Below are 22305 nucleotides of genomic sequence, written 5' to 3' on the forward strand. Positions count from 1 at the left end.
TTCAAGAACTCATAACCCAAGGAGACATAGCTCATGCACAAGACAACCCCCTTCAGCCGCTGGCGCCGCCTGGGCCTGCTGGCCCTGCTGGGCGCGACGGCCTCGGTCCCTGCGCTGGCGCAGAAGGCCGGCGACAAATGGCCAGAGCGCCCCGTGCGCCTGGTGGTGAACTTCGCGCCCGGCGGCGCGGCTGATGTGCTGGCGCGGGCCATCACGCCCACCATGTCCCAGGTGCTGGGCCAGTCGGTGGTGGTGGACAACAAGCCCGGTGCGGGCGGCAACATCGGCATCAGCGAGACCGTGCGCGCGCCCAAGGATGGCTACACGCTGCTGCTCAGCTCGGGCGGGGCCATCACCATCAACCCGATGATCTACAGCAAGCTGGCCTTCAATCCCGAAAAGGATTTGACGCCCGTGGCTGCCGTGGCGCGCGTGCATGTGTTCCTGGAGACCAATCCCGCCGTGCCCGCCACCAACGTGGCCGAGTTCATCAAGCACCTGAAGGCCAACCCCGGCAAGCTGTCCTACGGCTCGCCGGGCCAGGGCAGCTCGCCGCACCTGGCCGGCGAGATGTTCAAGCGCATGGCCGGTGTCGATGCCGTGCACGCCCCCTACAAGGGCGCGGGCCCGGCGCTCAGCGACGTGCTCAGCGGGCAGCTGCAGTTCTGGTTCGACCCGGGTCCGGGCCTCAAGCAGGTCGAGGCGGGCAAGCTGCGCCTGCTGGCCATCGGCAGCCCGCACCGCTCGCCGCAGTACCCCAACGTGCCCACGCTGGCCGAAAGCGGCCTGCCGGGCTTTGATGCGGACACGCTGTTCGGCATCTACGCGCCCACGGGCACGCCCGAATCGGTGATCGAGGCCGTTCGCACTGCCGTGGCCAAGGCGCTGGAGCAAAAGAACGTCAACGACGTCATCCTCACCCTGGGCGCCACGCCCGCGCCGCTGAGCCGCAAGGCCTTCATCGACCACCACGCCACCGAGCGCGAGCGCTTTGGCGAACTGGTGAAAGCCATCGGCCTGAAAGTGGACTGAGCTTTCCTGCAGGCCATCGTCCGCAAGCCGCCCGCTCCGCGCTGGCGGCTTTTTGCTTTCCGGTCCGGGCCGGGCCGGGCCAGGCCGAGGGGCCTTGTGCCGGCCATCTTCTATACGAAGGTATATCCCGCATCCACCAATGAACAGGCCAGCCTTCCCAACAAAGGCTGGCCGCTGGCACTTTCGCCTTTGATAATTCCGGGCACATATTGCACTGCAGCAAACAGGACTCCCGGCCTGCACGGGGACTGCGCCACCCACACGCAAAGGAGTACCCCATGGACCCCGATCCTGATTCCGATCCCGATCCTGCCAGGCGCTGCCGCGCCGTCCCTTTCCGTCTTTCCCTTCTTCCATTTCTTGATCTGCCCGGACCCGGGCGGAGGCCTGTGATCGCCTGAAGGGGCGAGAGGTCTGCGCGGGTCCGTGGCGCCCGGAGACCTCAGGATGACCCGCTTTCTCGCTTCTGAACGACCAGGCCGACCCCATGGCCAACCACATGGCCGACCCCATGACCGACCCCATGGCCTGCACCCGCGCCATCCCTTGCTGGCGGCCGCTTGGCCTGTGGGCGGGCTGCTGATCAGCGTGGCCATGGCCGCCTGCAACGGCCCGGCCGAAACCCAGGCTGCAGTGGCAACCCCCGCCACCGCCGCCCCGCAGCCGGCCCCCGTGCGCCGCGAAGGCAACCTCATCGTGGTGCCCGAAGGCTCGCCGCTGCGCGAGCGCCTGCAGGTGGCCGAGATCGCCCTGCAGCCGCTGCAGACCCGCCTGTCGGCCCCCGCCACCATCGAGGCCGAGCCCGAAAAGCTGGTCCGCATCACGCCGCCCGTGGCGGGCCGCCTGGTGCGCCTGCACCACCAGCTGGGCGATGCGGTGAAGGCCGGCGATGCGCTGATCACCATGGACTCCTCCGAGATCTCCAGCGTGCGTGCCGAGCACGCCAAGTCCCAGGCCGCGCTGCTGCACGCGCGCCAGGAATTCGACCGCCAGAAGCTGCTGTTCGATGCCGAGATCGCCGCGCGCAAGGACTACGAGGCCGCGCAGCAGTCGCTGGCCGCCGCGGGGGCCGACGCGCGCGCCGCCTCCGATCATCTGTCCCAGCTGGGCGCAGCCGTGCAGGAAGGCTCGCGCGGCAGCTACGTGGTCAAGTCGCCCATCAGCGGGCGCGTGGTGGAGATGGCGGGCTCGCAGGGCGGCTACTGGAACGATGTGAATGCCTCCGTCATGACCGTGGCCGACCTGCGCAAGGTCTGGCTCAGCGCCAGCGTCAGCGAGCGCGACCTGGCCCATGTGGACGTGGGCCAGCAGGCCCACATCGCGCTGGCCGCCTATCCCGACCTGCAGCTGCAGGGCCGCGTGCAGTACGTGGGCGAGCTGGTGGACACCGCCACGCGCAGCGTCAAGGTGCGCGTGGCCGTGGACAACCCCGAAGGGCGGCTGCGCCCCGGCATGTTTGCGCGCGTGGGCTTCGACGCCCCGGCGCGCCAGGCCGTGATGGTGCCGGCCGCGGCCCTGCTGCAGGGCCAGGTCAGCACGCGCGTCTTCGTGGACAAGGGCGGCTGGCGCTTCGAGCCGCGCGACGTGCAGGTCGGCGCGCAGCAGGACGGCCAGGCCGAGATCCTCTCGGGCCTGGCGGCCGGCGAGCGCGTGGTGGTCAACGGGGGAGTGCTGCTGCAATGATCGAGCGCATCGTCAACATCGGCTTTTCGCGCCGCGGCGTGGTCTGGCTGGTCTTTTGCTTCGCGGCCCTGTATGGCGTGTTCAGCTGGAAGCAGCTGCCGCTGGAGGCCTATCCCGACATTGCCGACGTGACCTCGCAGATCGTCACCCAGGTGCCAGGCCTTGCGGCCGAGGAGATCGAGCAGCAGATCACCATTCCGCTGGAGCGCGCCCTGCTGGCCACGCCCGGCATGCACGTGCTGCGCTCGCGCAGCCTGTTCGCGCTGTCGCTGATCACCGTGGTCTTCGAGGACGGCGTGGACGGCTACTGGGCGCGCCAGCGCCTGAAGGAGAGCATCGACGAGGTCACGCTGCCCTATGGCGCCCGCGCCGGGCTGGACCCCTACAGCTCGCCCACGGGCGAGGTCTACCGCTACACGCTGGAAAGCCCGGTGCGCAGCCTGCGCGAGCTGTCCGAGCTGCAGCAGTGGGTGGTGATCCCGCGCCTGAAGAAGGCCCAGTCCGTGGTGGACGTGACCAACTTCGGCGGCCTGACCACGCAGTTCATGCTGGAGCTGGACCCCGCGCGGCTGCTGCAGTACGGGCTGGCGCTGTCCCAGGTGATCGAGGCCATCAATGCCAACAACGCCAGCGGCGGCGGCAGCGTCATCGACCGGGGCGATGTCTCCTATGTGGTGCGTGGCGTGGGCCTGCTGGGCTCGCTGGACGACATGGGCAACGTGGTCGTCAAGACCACGGACAGCGGCACGCCCGTGCTGGTCAAGGACCTGGGGCGGCTGACCTACGGCAACGTGGAGCGGCGCGGCATCCTGGGCAAGGACGGCAACTCCGACACCCTGCAGGGCATCGTGCTGCTGCTCAAGGGCTCCAACCCCTCGCAGGCGCTGGAGGGCATCCACGCCGCCGTGGAGGAGCTCAACGGCAAGCTGCTGCCGCCCGACGTGAAGGTCGTGCCCTACCTGGACCGCACCACGCTGATCGAGCGCACCACCCACACCGTGGGCAAGACCCTGGCCGAAGGCCTGATCGTCGTCACCCTGGTGCTGCTGGTCTTCCTGGGCAGCCCGCGCGCGGCGCTGATCGTGGCGCTGACCATTCCCATGGCGCTGCTGCTGGCCTTCATCTTCATGCACCACGCGAAGATTCCGGCCAACCTGCTGTCGCTGGGCGCCATCGACTTCGGCATCCTGGTGGATGGCGCCGTGGTCGTGGTCGAGAACATCCTGCGGCGCCGCGAGGCCGACCAGAACCGGCCGCTCACGCCCAGGGACGCCATCACGGCCACGCTGCAGGTGGCGCGGCCCATCTTCTTCGGCATGTGCGTGATCGCGGCTGCCTACCTGCCGCTGTTCGCCTTCGAGCGCATCGAGTACAAGCTGTTCTCGCCCATGGCCAGCGCCGTGGGCGCGGCCCTGGTCGGGGCGCTGGCCGTGGCCCTGCTGCTCACGCCGGCCCTGGCCTGGCTGGCCTTCCGCAGGCCGCGCAAGATCTTCCACAACCCCGTGCTGCACCGGCTGGGCGTGGGCTATGACCGCTTCCTGGGCGTGGCCGTGGGCCGCGTGCGCTGGCTGGCGGGGCCGTGGCGGCATCGCTGCTGGCGCTGGGCGTGCTGGCGGGCACCATGGGCCGCGACTTCCTGCCGTACCTGGACGAAGGCTCCATCTGGCTGCAGGTGCAGATGCCGCCCGGCATCACGCTGGACAAGGCGCGCGACATGGCCGACGCGCTGCGCAGCGCCGCGCTGGAGTTCCCCGAGGTCTCCTACATCGTCACCCAGACCGGGCGCAACGATGACGGCACCGACTACTGGACGCCCTCGCACATCGAGGCCAGCGTGGGCCTGCATCCCTATGGCGAATGGAAGTCGGGCCTGACCAAGCAGCAGCTGATCGCGAAGATGGCCGCGCGCTTCGACCAGCTGCCCGGTTATTCCGTGGGCTTCATGCAGCCCATGATCGACGGCGTACAGGACAAGCTGTCCGGCGCGCACAGCGACCTCACGGTGAAGGTCTTCGGCCAGGACCTGGCCGAGGACCGGCGCGTGGCCGATGCCCTGGTGGCCGTGCTGGAGAAAGTGCCTGGCGCGGCCGACGTGGCCGTGGACGTGGAGCCGCCGCTGCCCAACCTGCGCATTGCGCTGGACCGCGCGGCTGCTGCGCGCTACGGCATCAATGCCTCCGAGGTGGCGCAGCTCATCTCCACCGGCGTGGGCGGGGCCTCCATCGGCCAGCTCTACGTGGGCGAGCGCAGCTACGACATGGCCGTGCGCTTCACGCCCGACACGCGCAGCAGCCCCGAGGCCATCGGCGCGCTGCGCCTGTCGGCCGCCAACGGCGCCCAGGTGCCGCTGGCCGACGTGGCGCGCATCACCACCACCGTGGGCCAGAGCGTCATCGTGCGCGAGGGCGGCGAGCGCCACATCCTCGTCAAGCTCAATGTGCGCGGCCGCGACCTGGCGGGCTTCCTCAAGGATGCGCACACCGCCATCGACCAGCACCTGGACTACGACCGCCAGAAGCTGCACATCGAGTGGGGCGGCCAGTTCGAGAACCTGCAGCGTGCCGAGGCGCGGCTGCTCATGATTCTGCCGCTGACGCTGGGCATCATGCTGGTGCTGCTGTTCGGCGAGTTCGGCAACCTGCGCCAGCCGCTGCTGGTGCTGGGCGTGGTGCCGCTGGCCATGATCGGCGGCTTTGCGGGCCTGCACCTGCGCGGCATGACGCTCAACGTCTCCAGCGCCGTGGGCTTCATCGCGCTGTTCGGCGTGGCCGTGCTCTCGGGCGTGCTCATGGTCTCGCAGATCAACCGGCTGCGCCGCGAGGACGGCCTGGGCCTGCGCGAAGCCGTGCTCGAAGGCGCCTCCAGCCGCATGCGCCCCGTGCTGATGACGGCCACCGTCGCCGCCTTCGGCCTCACGCCGGCCATGCTGGCCACGGGCCTGGGCAGCGACGTGCAGCGGCCCCTGGCCACCGTCGTGGTCTGCGGCCTGTTCAGCGCCACCTTGCTGACCCTGCTGCTGCTGCCCAACCTCTACTACGTGATCGAGGCCCGTGCCGCCCGCGCGGCCGAGCGCCGCCAGCGCCGCGCCGCTGAACGCGGTGAGAGCGGCGAACCGGATGCCGCCGAGGACGAGGGCCGCCGGCACACCGCAACGAGCCAACCCCATTGATGCGAGTCGCCATGCAAACGACCCTTTTCTTCCCCAGGCAGGCCCTGGCCGTGCTGCTGTGCCTTGGCGCCGCAGCCCAGGCGCAGACGGCGCCGTCCGCCGGCCTGCGCTTTTCCGACTACCTCAACGCCGTGGAGCAGCACAGCCCCTGCTGCGCTCGGAGGAGCAGGGCGTGGAATCCGCGCGTGCCGGCATCGGCATCGCCGGCATACGCCCCGACCCCAGCCTCACGCTGGGCGCTTCGCGCGAACAGGTGCGCACCGGCCAGCCCCGGCCCACCACGCGCAACTACGAGATCAGCATGGAGCTGGAGACGGGCGGCAAGCGCGCCGCGCGCATCCAGTCCGCACGCAGCCAGGTGCGCCTGTCCGAGGCCGGCCTTGAAGGCGTGCGCAGCCAGCTGTTCTCCGATGCCGCCCAGGACTACACCCAGGCCTGCCGCGACTCGCTGGCGCTGGAGCGCAAGCAGCAGACGCTGAAGGCGCTGGGCGACGTGGTGCAGGCCAACGAGCTGCGGCGCAAGGCCGGCGACATCGGCGGCGTGGAATGGCTGCAGTCGCGCGTGGAGCGCGACCGCTTCCAGGCCGAGGTGGTGCAGGCGCGTGCCGAGGCGCAGACCGCGCGGCTGGCGCTGTCCGTCCCGCTGGGGCGCCGCCTGTCCGAAGTCTTTGCCAGCGACACGCTGCAATGCGGCTTCATGGAATTGGCCGAAGACTCGGGGCTGGAGGATGCCGACGCCCTGGTCGCCCAGGCGCTGCAGTCGCGCGCCGAGGTGCGCATCGCCCAGGCGGCGCTGGAGCATGCACGCGACAACGCGGGCCTGGCCCAGGCCAACCGCTGGGTCAATCCCACGCTGGCCGTGGGCATGGCCGCCGTGCCGTCCACGGCGGCCGGCACCGATGCCCAGGGCAATCCCTTCGATGGCGGCGGGCGCTCGCGCACGCTGTCGGTCTCGGTCAGCGTGCCGCTGCCGCTGTCGCGCCTGGACCGGGGCGATCTGGTGCAGGCCGAGGCGGCCGTGACCCAGGCCATGCTGGCCCTGCAGCAGGCCCAGAACCGGGCCGAGGCCGATGTGCGCGGCGCGCGTTTTCGCCTGACCGCCGCGCGCGAGAACGTGCAGCGCTACCGCGACGGCGTGCTGCGCGATGCGCAGCGCGTGCTCGAGGGCATACGCCTGTCCTACCGGCATGGCGAGGCTTCGCTGCTGGAGCTGCTGTCCGCCCAGCGCTCGGCCGACGACGCCTACCTTGGATCGCTGGAAGCAGAGACCGAGCTGGCCAAGGCCACGGTGGAGCTCCAACTGAGCGTGGGCCGGCGACCCGCCCTCTGATCGCGGGAGGGCAGGGCATCTTGCGACACAATCGACACGCCCTCATCGCAGCCCTGCACGCCATGACCACCGCTCTGCGCCGCTTTCCCCATTGGCCCCGCGCCCTGATCCTGGCGGCCATGGTGGCTGCCATGGCCGCGATCTTCGCGCTGGACACGCTGACCGACTACGCCGTGGCGGCCGCCGTGTTCCATACCGCCATCATCCTGGTGGCGGTGCGCTGGTTCAGCCCGCGCGTGGTCATCGGCCTCACGGCGCTGTGCATCGTGCTGACCCTGGCCAGCTTTGCGCTCACGCCTGCCGGTGCCTATCGCACCGGACTGATCAACATGGTGATCAGCATCCTGGCCATTGCCATCACGGCCTATCTGGGCCTGAAGATGGTGGCGGCCCAGAACGCGGCCCATGAGGCGCGCACCCAGCTGATGCGCATCACCCAGACCACCAGCCTGGGGCAGTTGACGGCCTCCATCGCCCATGAGGTCAACCAGCCGCTGGCGGCCATCGTCACCAGCGGCAATGCCTGCCAGCGCTGGCTGGCCCAGGAGCCGCCCAATCTGGCCAAGGCCGGCCAGGCGCTGGAGCGCATCCTGGGCGATGCGCAGCGCGCCAGCGATGTCATTGCCCGCATCCGCAGCATGGCGCGCGGCGAGGTGCCCAGCCGCCAGTCCTTCGACCTCAACGACGCCGTGCGCGAGATGGCGCGCCTGTCGGACGCCGAGCTGGACCGGCGCGGCGTGGCCCTGGACCTGCAACTGGCGCCCGCGCTGCAGCCGGCCTGGGCCGACCGCGTGCACATCCAGCAGGTGCTGGCCAACCTGCTGCTCAATGCCATGGATGCCATGCAGGGCACGCCGGCCGCGCAGCGGCGCATCACCGTCACCACCCAGGCCCTGGGCCAGCAACTGGTACTGACCGTGGCCGATGCGGGCGAAGGCCTGTCGCCGCTGGCCCGCACCCACCTGTTCGATGCCTTCTGGACCACCAAGCCCGACGGCATGGGCCTGGGCCTGAACATCTGCCGCCACATGGCCGAGGCCAACGGCGGCCGCATCTGGGCCACGGACCGCGAGGACATGCGCGGCGGCACGGTCTTTCACATCACCATTGCCTGCGCCCCGGCCACGGGCGACAGGTCTTCCACGGGATTGCGCCATGGCTGAACCTTCCACCGCCGAAGCCGAGGCACTTGTCTACATCGTCGATGACGACGCCTCGGTGCGTGCCGCCATCGAGGACCTGCTGGCTTCGGTAGGCCTGTGCGTGCGCGCCTTCGGCGCCACGCGCGAGTTTCTGGACCACTGGCAGCGGCAGCCGCCCGCGGGGCCTGCATGCCTGGTGCTGGACATCCGCATGCCGGGCCAAAGCGGCATGGACTTCCGGCGCCAGATGCTGGAGATGGGCCTGAAGCTGCCCACCATCTTCATCACCGGCCATGGCGACATTCCCATGAGCGTGGAGGCCATGAAGACCGGCGCCATCGAGTTCCTGACCAAGCCCTTCCGCGACCAGGACCTGCTGGACGCCATCCAGCAGGGCATTGCCCTGGACCGCCAGCGCCGCGCGCTGGAGGCCGGCGAACAGGCGCTGCGCGCCTGCTGGCAGTCGCTGTCGCCGGGCGAGCAGGAAGTGGTCGTGGGCGTGGTGCGCGGCCTGCTGAACAAGCAGATCGCGGCGGACCTGGGCGTGAGCGAGATCACGGTGAAGGTGCGGCGTGGCCAGGCCATGCGCAAGATGCAGGTGCGCACGCTGGCCGACCTGGTGCGTGCGCTGGAGCGGCTGGATATCCGCTGAGGTGTCCTGGCAGGCCGGGCGCAGGCCAGGGGCAGGCCTGCCGCAACGCTTCAGTGGGCGTGGCCGTGCGCCGGTGCCTGCGCAGGCCCGCTTGCGGCACTGGCAGCACTGGCGGCATCCAGCGCCAGGAAGTGGTGGACCACGGGCCGCTCGGGGCCGATGTGAAAGCGCAGCGCCTGGGCCTGCAGATCGGCATCGGCCTTGGACACGCGCTGGTGCTGGCGCAGATGCTCGGCCCAGGACTCCACCAGGAACCACTCGATCACCCGGCCCGGCTCGCCCGTGTGCTCGGCAATGCCCCAGGCATAGGCGCCGTCGCGCCGCCGTTCGCGCGCCACATGCTGCATGGCCTCGATGAAGGCTGGCAGGTCGTCGCGGCGCACCTGGTATTCCACCTGGATCATCACCGGGCCACGGTCATGGGCCACGGGCTCTGCCAGCAGTGGCTCGGGCCAGTGGTTGGAGGCCTGCAGGTCCGCCTCGCCCGTGGGCAGCTTGATGCGGTGGAACACCAGCGAGATGGCCACCAGGCCCGCCGCGCCGATCAGCAGTGCCGTGGGAATGCCCACGCCCTGCGCGAACAGCCCCCAGGCCAGGCTGCCGCCCGCCATGGCGCCGTTGAACACCATCAGGTAGATGGCCAGCCCGCGGCCGCGCACCCAGTTGGGCAGCACCGCCTGGGCCACGCCGTTGAGCGTGGTCAGCGCAATGATCCAGCCCAGGCCCAGCACCAGCATCAGCAGCACGGCGGCCCATTGCGGCGGCGCCGTGGACAGCGCGGCCATCACGGCGGCGCTGAGCACGGAGGACAGCAGCACCAGGCCATCGGCATCCAGCCTTTTGCGCAGGCGCGGCAGCAGCAGGGCGCCCAGGATGGCGCCTGCGCCCACGGCGCCCAGCATCACGCCGTAAAAGCCTGCCGAGCCGCCCAGCATGCGCCGCGCCACCAGCGGCAGCAGGGCCCAGACCGAGCTGGCGAAGAGGAAGAACACGGCGGCGCGCAGCAGCACCACATGCAGCTCGCGGCTGGAGCGGGCATAGCGCAGGCCTGCGCGGAATGCGCCGAAGAACTGCTCATTCAGGGCCGAGGCCTCGGCCTTGGGGCGCTTCCACCAGACCAGCGCGGCGATCACGAACACGTAGCTGGCCACGTCCGCGCCATAGGCCGCCGCCGCGCCGAAGCTGGCCAGCAGCAGGCCGCCGGCCGCAGGGCCCAGGGCGCGTGCGATGTTGATGCCCAGCGAGTTCAGCGCCACCGCGTTCTTGAGGTCACTGCGCGGCACCAGCTCGGGCACGATGGACTGCCAGGTCGGCCCCATCAGCGCCGCGCCTATGCCGCCCACGAAGGTCAGCGCCACTAGGTACTCCACGGTCAGCGTGTTGGTGCGTGCCAGCAGCAGCAGGCTGGCGCTGACGGCGGCCAGCAGGATCTGGATGCCGATCAGGAAACGGCGGCGGTCCAGGATGTCCGACAGCACGCCGGCCGGAATCGCCAGCAGGAAGATGGGCAGCGTGGCCGCCGTCTGGATCAGGGCCACGGCGGCCGGGCTGGCCGACAGCTCGGTCACCATCCAGGAGCTGGCCACATCGCGCATGAAGCTGCCGATATTGCCCAGCACCGTGGCGGCCCACAGCACGGCGAACACGGGCTGGCGCAGCGGCGCGAAGCTGCCGGAGGAACTGCCGGAAACAGCTGGGGCAGACGGCTTGGAATCGATGGACATGGCCTTGCTCCTCAGGCCATCCAGCAGGAGCAGCCCAGCGCGCCGAAGAAGCTCTTGGGGTCGGAGGCCGGCACGTTCGATGCCCATGCGTCGGCATGGCTGTGGCCGTGCATGCCGCAGCTGGTGCCGCAGCCGCAGGCTGCCGCCAGGCTGCGGTAGCGCGCGGGGTTGAGCGAGTTCCTGCCCGCGCCCTCGGGCTCGCCCCAGGCGCCGTAGCCGCCAAAGCGCCGCACGGGCGACCAGTCGGGCATGGCCGGCGGCAGCGGGTTGTCGTCATGCTGCTGGAAGGGGCCTGCGCCATAGACCACGCGGCCGCCCACCACGGTGAGCTCGGAGGTGAGGAAGGAGATCTCGTCCTCGGGCACGGCGAAGTAGTCCTTGCTGGGCACGATCATGTCGGCCAGCTGGCCCACCTGGATGCGGCCGCGCAGGCCTTCCTCGTTGGAGAACCAGGCCACGTTCTCGGTCCACATGCGCAGCGCGGTCTCGCGGTCCAGCAGGTTGCGCTGGGGGTACATCTGCAGGCCGCCCACGGTCTTGCCCGTCACCATCCACGACAGCGACACCCAGGGGTTGTAGGAGGCCACGCGCGTGGCGTCCGTGCCGGCCGAGGTTTTCACGCCGCGCTCCAGGATCTTCTTGACGGGCGGTGTGGCCTCGGTGGCGCGTGCGCCGTAGCGTTCGGTGAAATATTCGCCCTGGTAGGCCATGCGGTGCTGCACGGCCACGCCGCCGCCCAGCGCCGCAATGCGGTCGATGGACTTGTCCGAAATGGTCTCGGCATGGTCGAAGAACCAGTTCAGGCCGTCGATGGGCGTGTCGCGGTGCACCTTCTCGAACACATCGAGCGCGCGCGAGATGGTCTCGTCATAGGTGGCGTGCAGGCGCCACGGCCATTGGTTCTGCACCAGCACGCGCACCACTTCCTCCAGGTCGCCCTCCATGCTGGGCGGCATGTCGGGGCGCGGCTGGCGGAAGTCCTCGAAGTCGGCGGCCGAGTACACCAGCATCTCGCCCGCGCCGTTGTGGCGGAAATAGTCGTTGCCCTGCTTGTACTTCACGCTTTGCGTCCAGTTGAGGAAGTCGGCCTTCTCCTCCTTGGGCTTTTGCGTGAACAGGTTGTAGGCCAGGCGCACGGTGATCTGGTTGGCGTCGCTGAGCTTCTGGATCACGTCGTAGTCGTCGGGGTAGTTCTGGAAGCCCCCGCCCGCATCGATGACGCCGGTCACGCCCAGGCGGTTGAGTTCGCGCATGAAGTGGCGCGTGGAATTGACCTGGTAGTCCAGCGGCAGCTTGGGTCCCTTGGCCAGCGTGCTGTAGAGGATGGTGGCGTTGGGCTTGGCCAGCAGCAGACCCGTGGGGTTGCCGTTGGCATCGCGCGTGATCTCGCCGCCTGCAGGCTGGGGCGTGTCGCGGGTGTAGCCCACGGCACGCAGGGCGGCGGCGTTGAGCAAGGCGCGGTCATACAGGTGCAGCAGGAAGACCGGCGTATCGGGCGCGATGGCGTTGATCTCGTCGATGGTGGGCAGGCGCTTTTCCACGAACTGGTGCTCGGTGAAACCGCCGACCACGCGCACCCACTGCGGCGCAGGCGTGATGGCCACCTGGCGCTTGAGCATGTCCAGCGCGTCGGCCAGCGAGCGCACGCCGTCCCAGCGCAGCTCCAGGTTGAAGTTCAGGCCGCCACGGATCACGTGCGTGTGGTTGTCGAACAGGCCGGGCAGCACGCTGCGGCGCTGCAGATCGATGCGGCGCGTGCCGCTGCCGGCCAGGGCCAGCACCTCGGCGTCCGAGCCCACGGCGATGAACCGGCCGTCCTTCACGGCCACGGCGGTGGCGGTGGGCTGGGCCTTGTTCAGCGTGGTGAAGCGGCCGTTGTGGAAGATGACTTCGGGCGTGGAATCGGACATGGAGGCTCCTTGGCGAGCGTTGGTGGTGCAACCCAGCAGTCCACCCATGGCAAGGGTGGCGGCGGAGCCCAGGACTTTTCTGCGCGTGGTCATGGTGCAGTTTTCTTGGAGAGGGGGAGGGGTCAGCCGTGGTGCCGATCGGCATCGGCATCGGCATCGGCGTTCTTGCGGCCGGGCAGCTGGCCCAGCACATGCTCGGTGGCCTGCGTCTTGCTGCAGGCGCTGCGCAGGTCCATGCCCTGCAGCAGGTGCCGGCCCACGGGCACGATCTGCTCGCCGGCCAGGATGCCCAGCAGGCCGACCAGGGCCACCAGCGGCGGTGCGGGCGAGCGCACCTGCAGCAGGCTGTAGACCACACCGACCAGCAGGCCGGCCCCAAGGGAAAGTGCGTAGAGCTTCATGGTGTCACTCCGTGGACGGGGCCGGCGGCGGCGCTGGTGCTCAGACCTTGGCGGGGTTGGGCCCCATGGTCTCGCCATGCTGCACGCGCTCGGCGGCCTTGTGCACCATGGTGTAGGCATAGTCCACGCCCATGCCGTAGGCGCCGGAATGCTCGCGCACGATGTCCATCACCGCGTCGTAGGTCTCGCGGCGGGCCCAGTCGCGCTGCCATTCCAGCAGCACCTGCTGCCAGGTGACGGGCACCACGCCGGCCTGCACCATGCGGTCCATGGCGTAGTTGTGCGCGTCCAGCGACGTGCCGCCCGAGGCGTCGGCCACCATGTAGATCTCGTAGTCCGTGTCATGCAGGGCCGACAGGGCGAAGGTGGTGTTGCACACCTCGGTCCACAGGCCGGAGACCACGATCTTCTTGCGGCCCTGGGCGGCGTTCCTGGCCAGTGCGTCCCGCACGTTCTGGTCGTCCCAGGAGTTCATGGAGCTGCGCTCCAGCAGTTGGTGCTCGGGGAACACGGCCAGCAGTTCGGGATAGGTGTGGCCGGAGAAGCTGCCCGTCTCCACCGTGGTGATGGTGGCGGGAATGCCGAAGGCCTTGGCCGCCTTGGCCAGGCCCACCACGTTGTTCTTGAGCACCTGGCGGTCGATGGACTGCACGCCGAAGGCCATCTGGGGCTGCTGGTCGATGAAGATGATCTGGCTGTTGGCGGGGGTCAGGACTTCGAGGTACTTGCGGTCGGTCATGGTGATCTCCTGGAGGCAGTTGGGACGGGTAGGGGAAATTTTTCGAGGAAGACAGGCGGGCCGGACAGGCCCTGCCGGAGAGCGGTGAATATTAAGAACCGTTCTCAACTTGGGATAGATGATTTGCGCGGTTTTTGAACGTTTGCGCACCGGGCCCCGGCCGGAGCCGGGGCGGCTCCGGGAGGGGCAATGGCGCTTCAGCGCGCCGTGTCGACGAGCACCAGCTCGGTGTCGGCCAGGGCCGTCACACGGAAGCTGTCCACATCGCTGATGGCGGCGCCGTCGCGCTCCTGCAGCGTCACGCCGTCGATCTGCACCGAGCCGCTGGCCGGCACCAGGTAGCCCAGGCGGTCGCGGCCGATGCGGTACTCCGTGCTCTCGCCGGCCTTCAGCGTGGCGCCCAGCACCCGGGCGGCGGTGCGGATGGGCAGGGCGTCCTCGTCGCCGGGCAGGCCGCTGGCCAGGGCCACGAAGCTGCCCGAGCGCTCGCCCTTGGGAAAGGGCTTGGCACCCCAGGACGGGGGCTGCTGGCCGCGCTCGTCGGGCATGATCCAGATCTGGAAGATCCGCGTCGTGTCCTTTTCCTGGTTGTATTCCGAGTGGCGGATGCCGGTGCCCGCGCTCATCACCTGCACATCGCCCGCTTCGGTGCGGCCCTTGTTGCCCAGGCTGTCCTGGTGGGTGATGGCGCCTTCACGGACATAGGTGATGATTTCCATGTTGGCGTGGGCATGGGGCGGGAAGCCCGTGCCGGCGGCGATGGTGTCGTCGTTCCACACCCGCAGCGCGCCCCAGCCCATGCGGGCCGGATCGTGGTAGCCGGCGAAGGAAAAGTGATGCTTGGCATCGAGCCAGCCGTGGTTGGCACCGCCAAGGGCTTGGAAGGGACGGCGTTCGATCATGGTGTTCTCCTGCTGCGTTGTGTGTTGCGATGGATGAACTTTATGTTTTGCCGATCAAGAAGAGAATAGAAAATATGCAAAGACATCTATTCCAAAACTTTCATGCCAAGACTTCCTGACCTCGAAGCCTGGGCCGTCTTCGCCAAGGTGGCCGAGACGGGCTCCTTCGCCAAGGCCGCCGCCGACCTGGGCGTCTCCCAGCCCACCATCTCCAAGGCCATCACGCGGCTGGAGACGCGGCTCAAGACCAGCCTGTTCCACCGCACCTCGCGGCGCATGTCGCTGACGGCCAGCGGCCAGGCCTCGCTGGAGCGCGCCGCGCGCATCCTGGCCGAGGGCGAGGCCGTGGAGGCCGAGATCAGCGAGCAGTCCAAAAGCCTGCGCGGCCCCATCCGCATTGCGGCGCCCATGTCGTTCGGCATCTCGCACCTGGCGCCGGCCGTGCCCGCCTTCATGGCCGAGCACCCGGAAGTCACGCTGGACCTGCACTTCAGCGACGAGCTGATCGACGTCGTGGCCCAGGGCTTCGACATCGCGCTGCGCATCTCCTCGCTGCCCGACTCCAGCCTGCTGGCGCGGCGCCTGTGCACGGTGCGCCTGCTGCTGGTGGGATCACCCGAATACTTCGAGCGCCACGGCCGCCCCTCCCATCCGCGCGAGCTGGCGCAGCACCGCGCGCTGCGCTATGTGCACAGCCGCCTGGGCGAGGCCTGGCGCTTCGTGCATGCGCGCCGGGGCGAGTTCGCCCAGGTCGTGCCCACGGCCATGCGCGTGAACAATGCCGAGGGACTGGCGCCGGCCCTGCGCGCCGGGCTGGGCCTGGCCCTGCAGCCCGAATTCCTGGCCTGGGAAGATTTGCAATCGGGTGCGCTGCAGACCTGCATGGATGACTGGCAGGTGCCCTCCATCGCCCTGCACATCGTCACGCCGCCGGGGCGCGCCCGGCCGGCGCGCGTGCAGGCGCTGATCGATTTCCTGGCCACGCACTTCGCGCTGGCGCCCTGGGCGCGCGAGCCGCAGGCGTAGATCGCTAAAGGGGAGGGCTTAGGTGGGAGGGCTTCGGCCTCAGCTGGCCCAGGAGGCCGGCAGCAGCTGCAGCAGCACCACCGTCATCACCACATAGCGCAGGAACTTGCCGATGGCCATGTAGAACACGCAGGGCCAGAACGGCAGCCGCAGCCAGCCGGCCACGGCGCACAGCGGATCGCCCACCACGGGCAGCCAGCTCAGCAGGCAGGCCTTGGCGCCCAGGCGGCGCAGCCACACGCGGGCGCGGCGCTCGTGGCGGGACAGGGCGCGGGGCGGCTTGGCCCGCAGATCCTCGGGCAGTCCGGCGCGCCGGCGCTCGCGGGCCGCACGCCAGGCCTTGTGCGCACCCAGCCCCATCCACCAGCTGATGGCGCCGCCCAGCGTATTGCCGGCCGTGGCCACGAAGACCGTTTGCCAGAACAGATCGGGGTTGAGCTGCAGCAGGCCCACCACCGCAGGCTCCGAGCCCAGCGGCAGCAGCGTGGCCGAGATCAGGGCCACGATGAACACGGTGCTGAGGCCGAACTGCGGCAGCGCCAACCAGCCCAGCAGTTGATGCATCCAGACTTCCATAGGTGCTGTAAGTGTAGGTCTGCGCTGGCTGACGCCTTGTCGGCCTGAAGCTATCGTGGAACCCGTTCCAGAACCACAAGCACAGGGGGCGTCATGCAGACAGGGCGGATTGCAGGATGGGCGGCATTGGGAATGGCAGCAGCCGGCCTGGCCGGCTGCGCTGCGTTGCAGCCATCGCCAGGCAAGGACACCACCGTGGTGGCACAGGCCGCTGTCCAGGCGCCGCCCGCCCAGGCTGCACCGCCCTCCGCCTGGGGCAAAGCGCTGCAGGCCAAGGGCTGCACCCTGCCAGACCCGGCCGTGGGCGACAGGCTGGAGCAGCTGCAGCGCGAGCTGGAGCCGCTGGGCCTGGAGCCGCGTCTGCAAGGCTGCGTGAGCCTGGCCGGGTCCGAGCCCGGCCCGGCCCTGGTGCTGGACGCCTGGGTGACCGACGGGCGCAAGGCCATGGCCGTGGTGCGCGGCCCGCTGGCCGACGGCGAGGCGCTGGACCTGGGATTGGAGGCTGGGCTGCAGACAGCTGGGCCGCAGGCAGCCGGGCAGCCGAAAGCCGGGCTGCAGAAGGTCGGCCTGCGCCCCATGCCCGACGACCAGGTCTCTCCCGACGTGCAATTCAACCGCCGCTGGTGGCAGGGCCGGCTCGGTGCCTACGGGTTGCAGGCCGTTCCGGGCCAGGTGCGCACCTTCGTGCCCACACCATGAAAACTGCGCACTGTCTTGTTTTCGCTGCTTGGCCGTCTTGACGGCCCGGTTTTAGCCCTGCTGAAAATTTGGGCAGGTACAATCTTGGTCCTTTGTTGCCGCCCGTTTTGTGCTCGGCGCGCGCGTTTTCTCCGGCTTTTCCGATGTCCTCCCCACCCCTGTCCATAGGCCCCCATGCCCTGGCCAATCGCCTGTTCGTCGCCCCCATGGCCGGGGTGACGGATCGGCCGTTCCGCCAGCTGTGCAAGGCCCTGGGCGCGGGCTACGCGGTCAGCGAGATGGTGACATCGCGCAAGGACCTGTGGAACAGCCTCAAGACCTCGCGCCGCGCCAACCATGAAGGCGAGCCCGGCCCCATCGCGGTGCAGATCGCGGGCACGGACGCCGAGATGATGGCCGAGGCCGCGCGCTACAACCTGGACCGCGGCGCCCAGATCATCGACATCAACATGGGCTGCCCGGCCAAGAAGGTCTGCAACAAATGGGCCGGCTCGGCCCTGATGCAGAACGAGGCCCTGGCCGTGGAGATTGCCCAGGCTGTGGTAGAGGCCTGCGCCCCGCACGGCGTGCCCGTCACGCTGAAGATGCGCACCGGCTGGTGCGACGCGCACAGGAACGCCGTGGTGCTGGCCCGCCGCTTCGAGGAGGTGGGCATACAGATGCTCACCGTGCACGGCCGCACGCGCGAGCAGGGTTACAAGGGCTTTGCCGAGTACGACACCATCGCTGCCGTCAAGGCGGCGGTGCGCGTGCCGGTGGTGGCCAATGGCGACATCACCAGCCCCGAGAAGGCGCGCGACGTGCTCGCCTACACGGGCGCCGATGCCGTGATGATCGGCCGCGCGGCCCAGGGTCGGCCGTGGATCTTCCGCGAGATCGCGCACTTCATGGCCACGGGCGAGCACATGGCCCCGCCGCTGGTGGCCGAACTGCGCCGGCTGCTGCTGGACCACCTGCAGGACCACTACAGCCTGTACGGCGAGGGCACCGGCGTGCGCAGCGCGCGCAAGCACATCGCCTGGTACCTGCGCAGCCTGCCGGGCGGTGAAGCATTCAGACAACACATCAACACCATCGAGGACTGCGCGGTGCAATGGCAGGCCGTGGCCGACTATCTGGACGCCCTGGGCGCACAGATGGACCGGATACCGGCCGCCATCGATGCCGGCGCCACAAGCGCCGAATTCGGAGAGCCCGCAGGAATGACAGTATGAGCAACCAGAACATCGAACAATGCGTGCGTGAAAGCCTGGAGGGGTATTTCCGCGATCTCGACGGCGAAAAGCCCAACGGCATGTACGACATGCTGATCCACCTGGTCGAAAAGCCGCTGCTGGAAGTGGTGATGACCCAGGCCGACAACAACCAGTCCCGCGCTGCCGACTGGCTGGGCCTGAACCGCAACACGCTGCGCAAGAAGCTGCTAGAGCACGACATGCTCTGAGCGGCAGGCACGAATCTCCATTTCTTCAAACTCCCTGCACTGACGCCCATGAACGCCCTGCTCTCCGTCTCTGACAAGACCGGTATCGTCGAATTCGCCCAAGGCCTGCACGCCCTGGGCATCAAGCTGCTGTCCACCGGCGGCACCGCCAAGCTGCTGGCCGAGGCCGGCCTGCCCGTGACCGAGGTGGCCGAAGTCACCCAGTTCCCCGAAATGCTGGACGGCCGCGTCAAGACCCTGCACCCCAAGGTCCACGGCGGCCTGCTGGCGCGCCGCGAGCTGCCCGCCCACATGGCGGCCCTCAAGGAGCACGGCATCGACACCATCGACCTGCTGGTGGTGAACCTCTACCCCTTCGAGGCCACCGTGGCCAAGGCCGGCTGTACGCTGGCCGACGCCATCGAGAACATCGACATCGGCGGCCCGGCCATGGTTCGCTCTGCCGCCAAGAACTGGGCCGACGTGGGCGTGATCACCGACGCCGGCCAGTACGAGGCCGTGCTGGGTGAACTGAAGGCCAACGGAAAGCTGTCCGACAAGCTGCGCTTTGCGCTGTCCGTGGCCGCCTTCAACCGCATCGCCCAGTACGACGGCGCCATCAGCGACTACCTGTCCAGCGTGAAGTTCGAGGACGAGAAGCTCTCCGAAACCTACGTGCCCGAGCGCAGCCCCTTCCCGGGCCAGAGCAACGGCCACTTCACCAAGGTGCAGGACCTGCGCTACGGTGAAAACAGCCACCAGCAGGCCGCCCTGTACCGCGACCTGTATCCGGCTCCCGGCTCCCTGGTCACGGGCGAGCAGCTGCAGGGCAAGGAGCTGTCGTATAACAACATCGCCGACGCCGACGCTGCCTGGGAATGCGTCAAGAGCTTCGAGCAGCCTGCCTGCGTGATCGTCAAGCACGCCAACCCCTGCGGCGTGGCCGTGGGCAAGGACGCGCACGAAGCCTATGCCAAGGCCTTCCAGACCGACCCCACCAGCGCCTTCGGCGGCATCATCGCCTTCAACCGCACGGTGGACAAGGCGGCGGCCGAGGCCGTGGTCAAGCAGTTCGTCGAGGTGCTGATGGCCCCCGACTTCACGGCCGAGGCGCTGGAAATCTTCAAGCCCAAGGTCAATGTGCGCCTGATGAAGATCGCCCTGCCGGCCGGTGGAGAGCGCGCCTGGGACCAGGGCCGCAACGCCATGGACGCCAAGCGCGTCGGCTCGGGCCTGCTGCTGCAGACCGCCGACAACCATGAGCTGGCCCTGGCCGACCTCAAGGTCGTCACCGTCAAGCAACCCACTCCTGAAGAACTGCAGGACCTGCTGTTCGCCTGGAAGGTCGCCAAGTACGTCAAGAGCAATGCCATCGTGTTCTGCAAGAACGGCATGACCATGGGCGTGGGCGCAGGCCAGATGAGCCGCCTGGACTCGGCGCGCATCGCCTCCATCAAGGCCGAAGCCGCCAAGCTGAGCCTGCAGGGCACGGTCGTGGCCAGCGATGCCTTCTTCCCTTTCCGCGACGGCCTGGACGTGGTCGTTGACGCAGGCGCCACCTGCGTGGCCCAGCCCGGTGGCTCCATGCGCGACCAGGAAGTCATTGACGCCGCCAACGAGCGCGGCGTCGCCATGGTCTTCACCGGCGTGCGCCACTTCCGCCACTGATGGCCGGCCAACTGCCTCCTGACGCAGACGACGAGGGCGACGACGCCCCCCACCGGCCCCGCTGGCTGGGCTGGGCGCTCGTGGTCTTCATGCTGCTGGTGGCTCTGGGTGTCTTCAACATCGGCTGGCGCATCATGCGCGGGCCGGCTGTTGCGCCCGTTGCACCTGCTGCGGGCCTGCCGGCGGCTGCCGTGGCGGCAGCTGCAGATCCAAATGCAGGTGCAGGTACAGATGCAGGCCCCCGGCTGCTTGCCGGCAAGGCCCTGGTCGAGGGCAATGACTGCCTGCGCTGCCACGGCATGGTGCGCCACTACGTGGGCCCGTCCTTCCAGCAGATCGCCGAGCGCTACCGGGCCCGCGAAGATGCCGCCGACTACCTGGCGCGCAAGATCCGCGAGGGCGGGGCCGGCGAATGGGGCCGCGCCATCATGCCGCGCCACCCGCACCTCGATACGGCGCAATCCCTGCAGATGGCGGCCTGGCTGCTGTCCCTCCCCTCTCCCGAGCCCGGGAAGTCCTGACCATGTCCCGCCTGTTCACCGCCCCCGACGGCCGGCCGCGCTGCCACTGGTGCGCCGCCACGGACGGCTACCTGGCCTACCACGACCGTGAATGGGGCTTTCCCGTCACCGACGACCGGCGCCTGTTCGAGAAACTCAGCCTCGAAGGCTTCCAGTCCGGCCTGAGCTGGCTGACCATCCTCAACAAGCGCGAGAACTTCCGCGCGGCCTTTGCGGGCTTCGACTTCCACCAGGTCGCGCGCTTCACCGAAGACGACGTGCTGCGGCTGCTGGGCGATGCGGGCATCGTGCGGCATCGCGGCAAGATCGAGGCCGTGATCAACAACGCGCAGCGGGCGCTGGAGATGGTGGAGGCGCAAGGCTCGCTGTCGGCCTTCTTCTGGCGCCATGCGCCTGCACCCGTGACCGGTGGTGGCGCGCCCGTGTCCGAGACGGCCGAGTCTCGGGCGCTGTCCAAGGAGCTGAAGAAGCTCGGTTGGAAGTTCGTGGGGCCTACGACTGTCTACTCGTTCATGCAGGCCATGGGGTTGGTCAATGACCATGTTTTGGGGTGTGTGGTGAGGGGTGAGGTGGAGCGGGCGCGGGGGGCGTTTCGCTTGGGCTGAACGGGCCTTCGCTTTGGTAAGGGCTGGGTTTCGTTTTTGACCCTGCCGGGTGGTTGTTTTTCGAGGCCGGGTTTCGGCCCGGCGGCCGACCTCCTTTTCTTTGATTCGTCAAAGAAAAGGAGGCAAAAGAAAGACGACCCGAATGTCCGCGACCCCTTCGCTGCGCTGCGGGGCAACCTGCGTCGGGCCGCCTGCGGGGTTCGCCGTGAAACTCACTTCGCGCTGCGCGCTCCGTTCAAACAATCACGGCGAGTCAGATGACGAGGCAGTCCTGTCCTTCGGCAGGACTGCAACCCCGCAGGCGGCCCGACGCAGGCGCTGACATACGGGGAGTGGGGGCGGGCCGTCGCTGCGCTCGGCCTTGTTTTGAAGTACTCAGCTATTACACTTGCGGCAGGCCGAAAGGCCCGGTGTGTCGAAGCACCTTTTCAACAGCGTTTGTGACCCCCAACGACAAGCGGGGTTCTGTCATGTCCAGATCTTTGGGGCTGGTGCGTTCGTGCGCGCGAGTCCTGCCGGTTATGGGCGGGATGGGACTACCCGTAAGGGCGTCCGCACGGCTGTTGACGTGCTTCGAACATCCCGTCCACCTGTTTCCGTGTCGAAGCGGCGCGGGTGGTTCCTTGATTCCAACAGGAGCCAAGACATGCACCCTCTCACCGCCGTACAGGCGAACTCTCCCCAACCACCCCTTCTTCCCACTTGGCAGCAGGCCATGCATGCTTCGCTGGGCCTGGTGCACAGCACGCTGCAGCAGTTGATCGAGCTGATGACCGACGATCCCGACAGGGACGACAGTGAAATCGATGTGGACTGCGTCGTGGAGCTGGCGCTGGAACACATCAAGCGCATGGGTGTCCAGCAGCACGCGGACCGCTATGCCTTCGAGGTGGAATGGGTCAAGGCAACGGCGGCGCTGCGATTGGCGCAGGGCGCCTTCGGGCGGCCGGAATCACGCTTCGGCTTGCGGCTCAAGGACGCTATCCAGCAGCTGGAGATGCTGCCGGAGCTGGTGGAGTTCGTGGACCAGGGCGACGACGAGTGATGTGACCTGCACGCCAGCGCCGGATCACGGCGTTGGTGGCGTTGGCGTGCAAGGGAAG

At 68.8% G+C, this 22305-nt stretch carries 18 protein-coding genes and 2 pseudogenes; 14 read left to right on the forward strand and 6 right to left on the reverse strand.

The features are described 5' to 3' along the window. Positions 1 to 33 precede the first annotated feature (33 nt). From CLV01_RS07890 to CLV01_RS07915, 6 genes and pseudogenes are all read left to right on the forward strand, one after another. On the forward strand, positions 34 to 1032 hold the full coding sequence (locus tag CLV01_RS07890; protein ID WP_013804051.1) for a Bug family tripartite tricarboxylate transporter substrate binding protein: 999 nt from the start codon (positions 34 to 36) through the stop codon (positions 1030 to 1032). A 447-nt stretch (positions 1033 to 1479) separates the two neighbouring features. Further along, the gene (locus CLV01_RS07895) at positions 1480 to 2715 is read left to right on the forward strand and encodes an efflux RND transporter periplasmic adaptor subunit (RefSeq protein ID WP_099734603.1); all 1236 of its coding nucleotides are present in this window, start codon (positions 1480 to 1482) and stop codon (positions 2713 to 2715) included. Beyond that, positions 2712 to 5884: pseudogene (locus tag CLV01_RS07900) on the forward strand (efflux RND transporter permease subunit). Before CLV01_RS07895 ends, CLV01_RS07900 begins: the two are co-directional and overlap by 4 nt. A gap of 11 nt (positions 5885 to 5895) precedes the next feature. After that, positions 5896 to 7214 (forward strand): annotated as a pseudogene (locus CLV01_RS07905) (TolC family protein). A 62-nt stretch (positions 7215 to 7276) separates the two neighbouring features. Beyond that, positions 7277 to 8377, forward strand: a complete 1101-nt coding sequence (locus CLV01_RS07910) for a sensor histidine kinase (RefSeq protein ID WP_099734600.1) — start codon at positions 7277 to 7279, stop codon at positions 8375 to 8377. Next, positions 8370 to 9008, forward strand: coding sequence for a response regulator transcription factor (locus CLV01_RS07915; RefSeq protein WP_013804046.1), 639 nt, complete (start codon positions 8370 to 8372; stop codon positions 9006 to 9008). The genes CLV01_RS07910 and CLV01_RS07915 overlap by 8 nt, the downstream gene beginning before the upstream one ends. 50 nt (positions 9009 to 9058) lie before the next feature. Here CLV01_RS07915 and CLV01_RS07920 read toward each other — a convergent pair whose 3' ends face one another. From CLV01_RS07920 to CLV01_RS07940, 5 genes are all read right to left on the reverse strand, one after another. Beyond that, positions 9059 to 10732, reverse strand: a complete 1674-nt coding sequence (locus CLV01_RS07920; protein ID WP_099734599.1) for an MFS transporter — start codon at positions 10730 to 10732, stop codon at positions 9059 to 9061. Between the two features lie 11 nt (positions 10733 to 10743). Further along, positions 10744 to 12642, reverse strand: a complete 1899-nt coding sequence (locus tag CLV01_RS07925; RefSeq protein WP_199136762.1) for an amidohydrolase — start codon at positions 12640 to 12642, stop codon at positions 10744 to 10746. Between the two features lie 122 nt (positions 12643 to 12764). Then, positions 12765 to 13043: a XapX domain-containing protein gene (locus tag CLV01_RS07930; RefSeq protein WP_099734597.1), complete on the reverse strand. Its 279-nt coding sequence runs from the start codon at positions 13041 to 13043 to the stop codon at positions 12765 to 12767. 40 nt (positions 13044 to 13083) lie between these two features. Beyond that, positions 13084 to 13782, reverse strand: a complete 699-nt coding sequence (locus CLV01_RS07935) for a hydrolase (RefSeq protein ID WP_013804042.1) — start codon at positions 13780 to 13782, stop codon at positions 13084 to 13086. 197 nt (positions 13783 to 13979) lie between these two features. Further along, positions 13980 to 14684 carry a pirin family protein gene (locus CLV01_RS07940; protein WP_012203489.1) on the reverse strand — a complete coding sequence of 235 codons (705 nt, stop codon included), beginning with the start codon at positions 14682 to 14684 and terminating at the stop codon, positions 13980 to 13982. A 102-nt stretch (positions 14685 to 14786) separates the two neighbouring features. Here CLV01_RS07940 and CLV01_RS07945 point away from each other — a divergent pair, with 102 nt between their 5' ends. Further along, complete coding sequence (locus CLV01_RS07945; protein WP_099734596.1) at positions 14787 to 15710, forward strand: LysR family transcriptional regulator; 924 nt, start codon at positions 14787 to 14789, stop codon at positions 15708 to 15710. Between the two features lie 39 nt (positions 15711 to 15749). Here CLV01_RS07945 and CLV01_RS07950 read toward each other — a convergent pair whose 3' ends face one another. After that, complete coding sequence (locus tag CLV01_RS07950) at positions 15750 to 16274, reverse strand: YqaA family protein (RefSeq protein WP_013804040.1); 525 nt, start codon at positions 16272 to 16274, stop codon at positions 15750 to 15752. Positions 16275 to 16379: 105 nt separating this feature from the next. Between CLV01_RS07950 and CLV01_RS07955 the strand changes: the two genes are divergently transcribed. The 7 genes from CLV01_RS07955 (at position 16380) to CLV01_RS07985 (ending at position 22247) form a co-directional block, all read left to right on the forward strand. Continuing rightward, the gene (locus CLV01_RS07955) at positions 16380 to 16985 is read left to right on the forward strand and encodes a hypothetical protein (RefSeq protein WP_099734595.1); all 606 of its coding nucleotides are present in this window, start codon (positions 16380 to 16382) and stop codon (positions 16983 to 16985) included. A gap of 143 nt (positions 16986 to 17128) precedes the next feature. Then, complete coding sequence (gene dusB, locus CLV01_RS07960) at positions 17129 to 18199, forward strand: tRNA dihydrouridine synthase DusB (protein WP_013804038.1); 1071 nt, start codon at positions 17129 to 17131, stop codon at positions 18197 to 18199. Further along, the gene (locus CLV01_RS07965) at positions 18196 to 18429 is read left to right on the forward strand and encodes a Fis family transcriptional regulator (protein ID WP_013804037.1); all 234 of its coding nucleotides are present in this window, start codon (positions 18196 to 18198) and stop codon (positions 18427 to 18429) included. Before dusB ends, CLV01_RS07965 begins: the two co-directional genes overlap by 4 nt. A gap of 48 nt (positions 18430 to 18477) precedes the next feature. Beyond that, entirely contained in the window at positions 18478 to 20076 is a 1599-nt protein-coding gene (gene purH / locus CLV01_RS07970) for a bifunctional phosphoribosylaminoimidazolecarboxamide formyltransferase/IMP cyclohydrolase (RefSeq protein ID WP_034390602.1), read from the forward strand. Then, positions 20076 to 20597: a c-type cytochrome gene (locus CLV01_RS07975; RefSeq protein ID WP_099734594.1), complete on the forward strand. Its 522-nt coding sequence runs from the start codon at positions 20076 to 20078 to the stop codon at positions 20595 to 20597. Before purH ends, CLV01_RS07975 begins: the two co-directional genes overlap by 1 nt. Positions 20598 to 20599: 2 nt before the next feature. Next, positions 20600 to 21202 carry a DNA-3-methyladenine glycosylase I gene (locus CLV01_RS07980; protein WP_099734593.1) on the forward strand — a complete coding sequence of 201 codons (603 nt, stop codon included), beginning with the start codon at positions 20600 to 20602 and terminating at the stop codon, positions 21200 to 21202. Between the two features lie 646 nt (positions 21203 to 21848). Next, positions 21849 to 22247, forward strand: coding sequence for a hypothetical protein (locus CLV01_RS07985; protein ID WP_099734592.1), 399 nt, complete (start codon positions 21849 to 21851; stop codon positions 22245 to 22247). The last annotated feature ends 58 nt before the right edge of the window (positions 22248 to 22305 follow it).

Origin of the sequence: Delftia sp. 60 (assembly GCF_002754395.1) — a bacterium.
GTDB lineage: Bacteria > Pseudomonadota > Gammaproteobacteria > Burkholderiales > Burkholderiaceae_C > Comamonas > Comamonas acidovorans.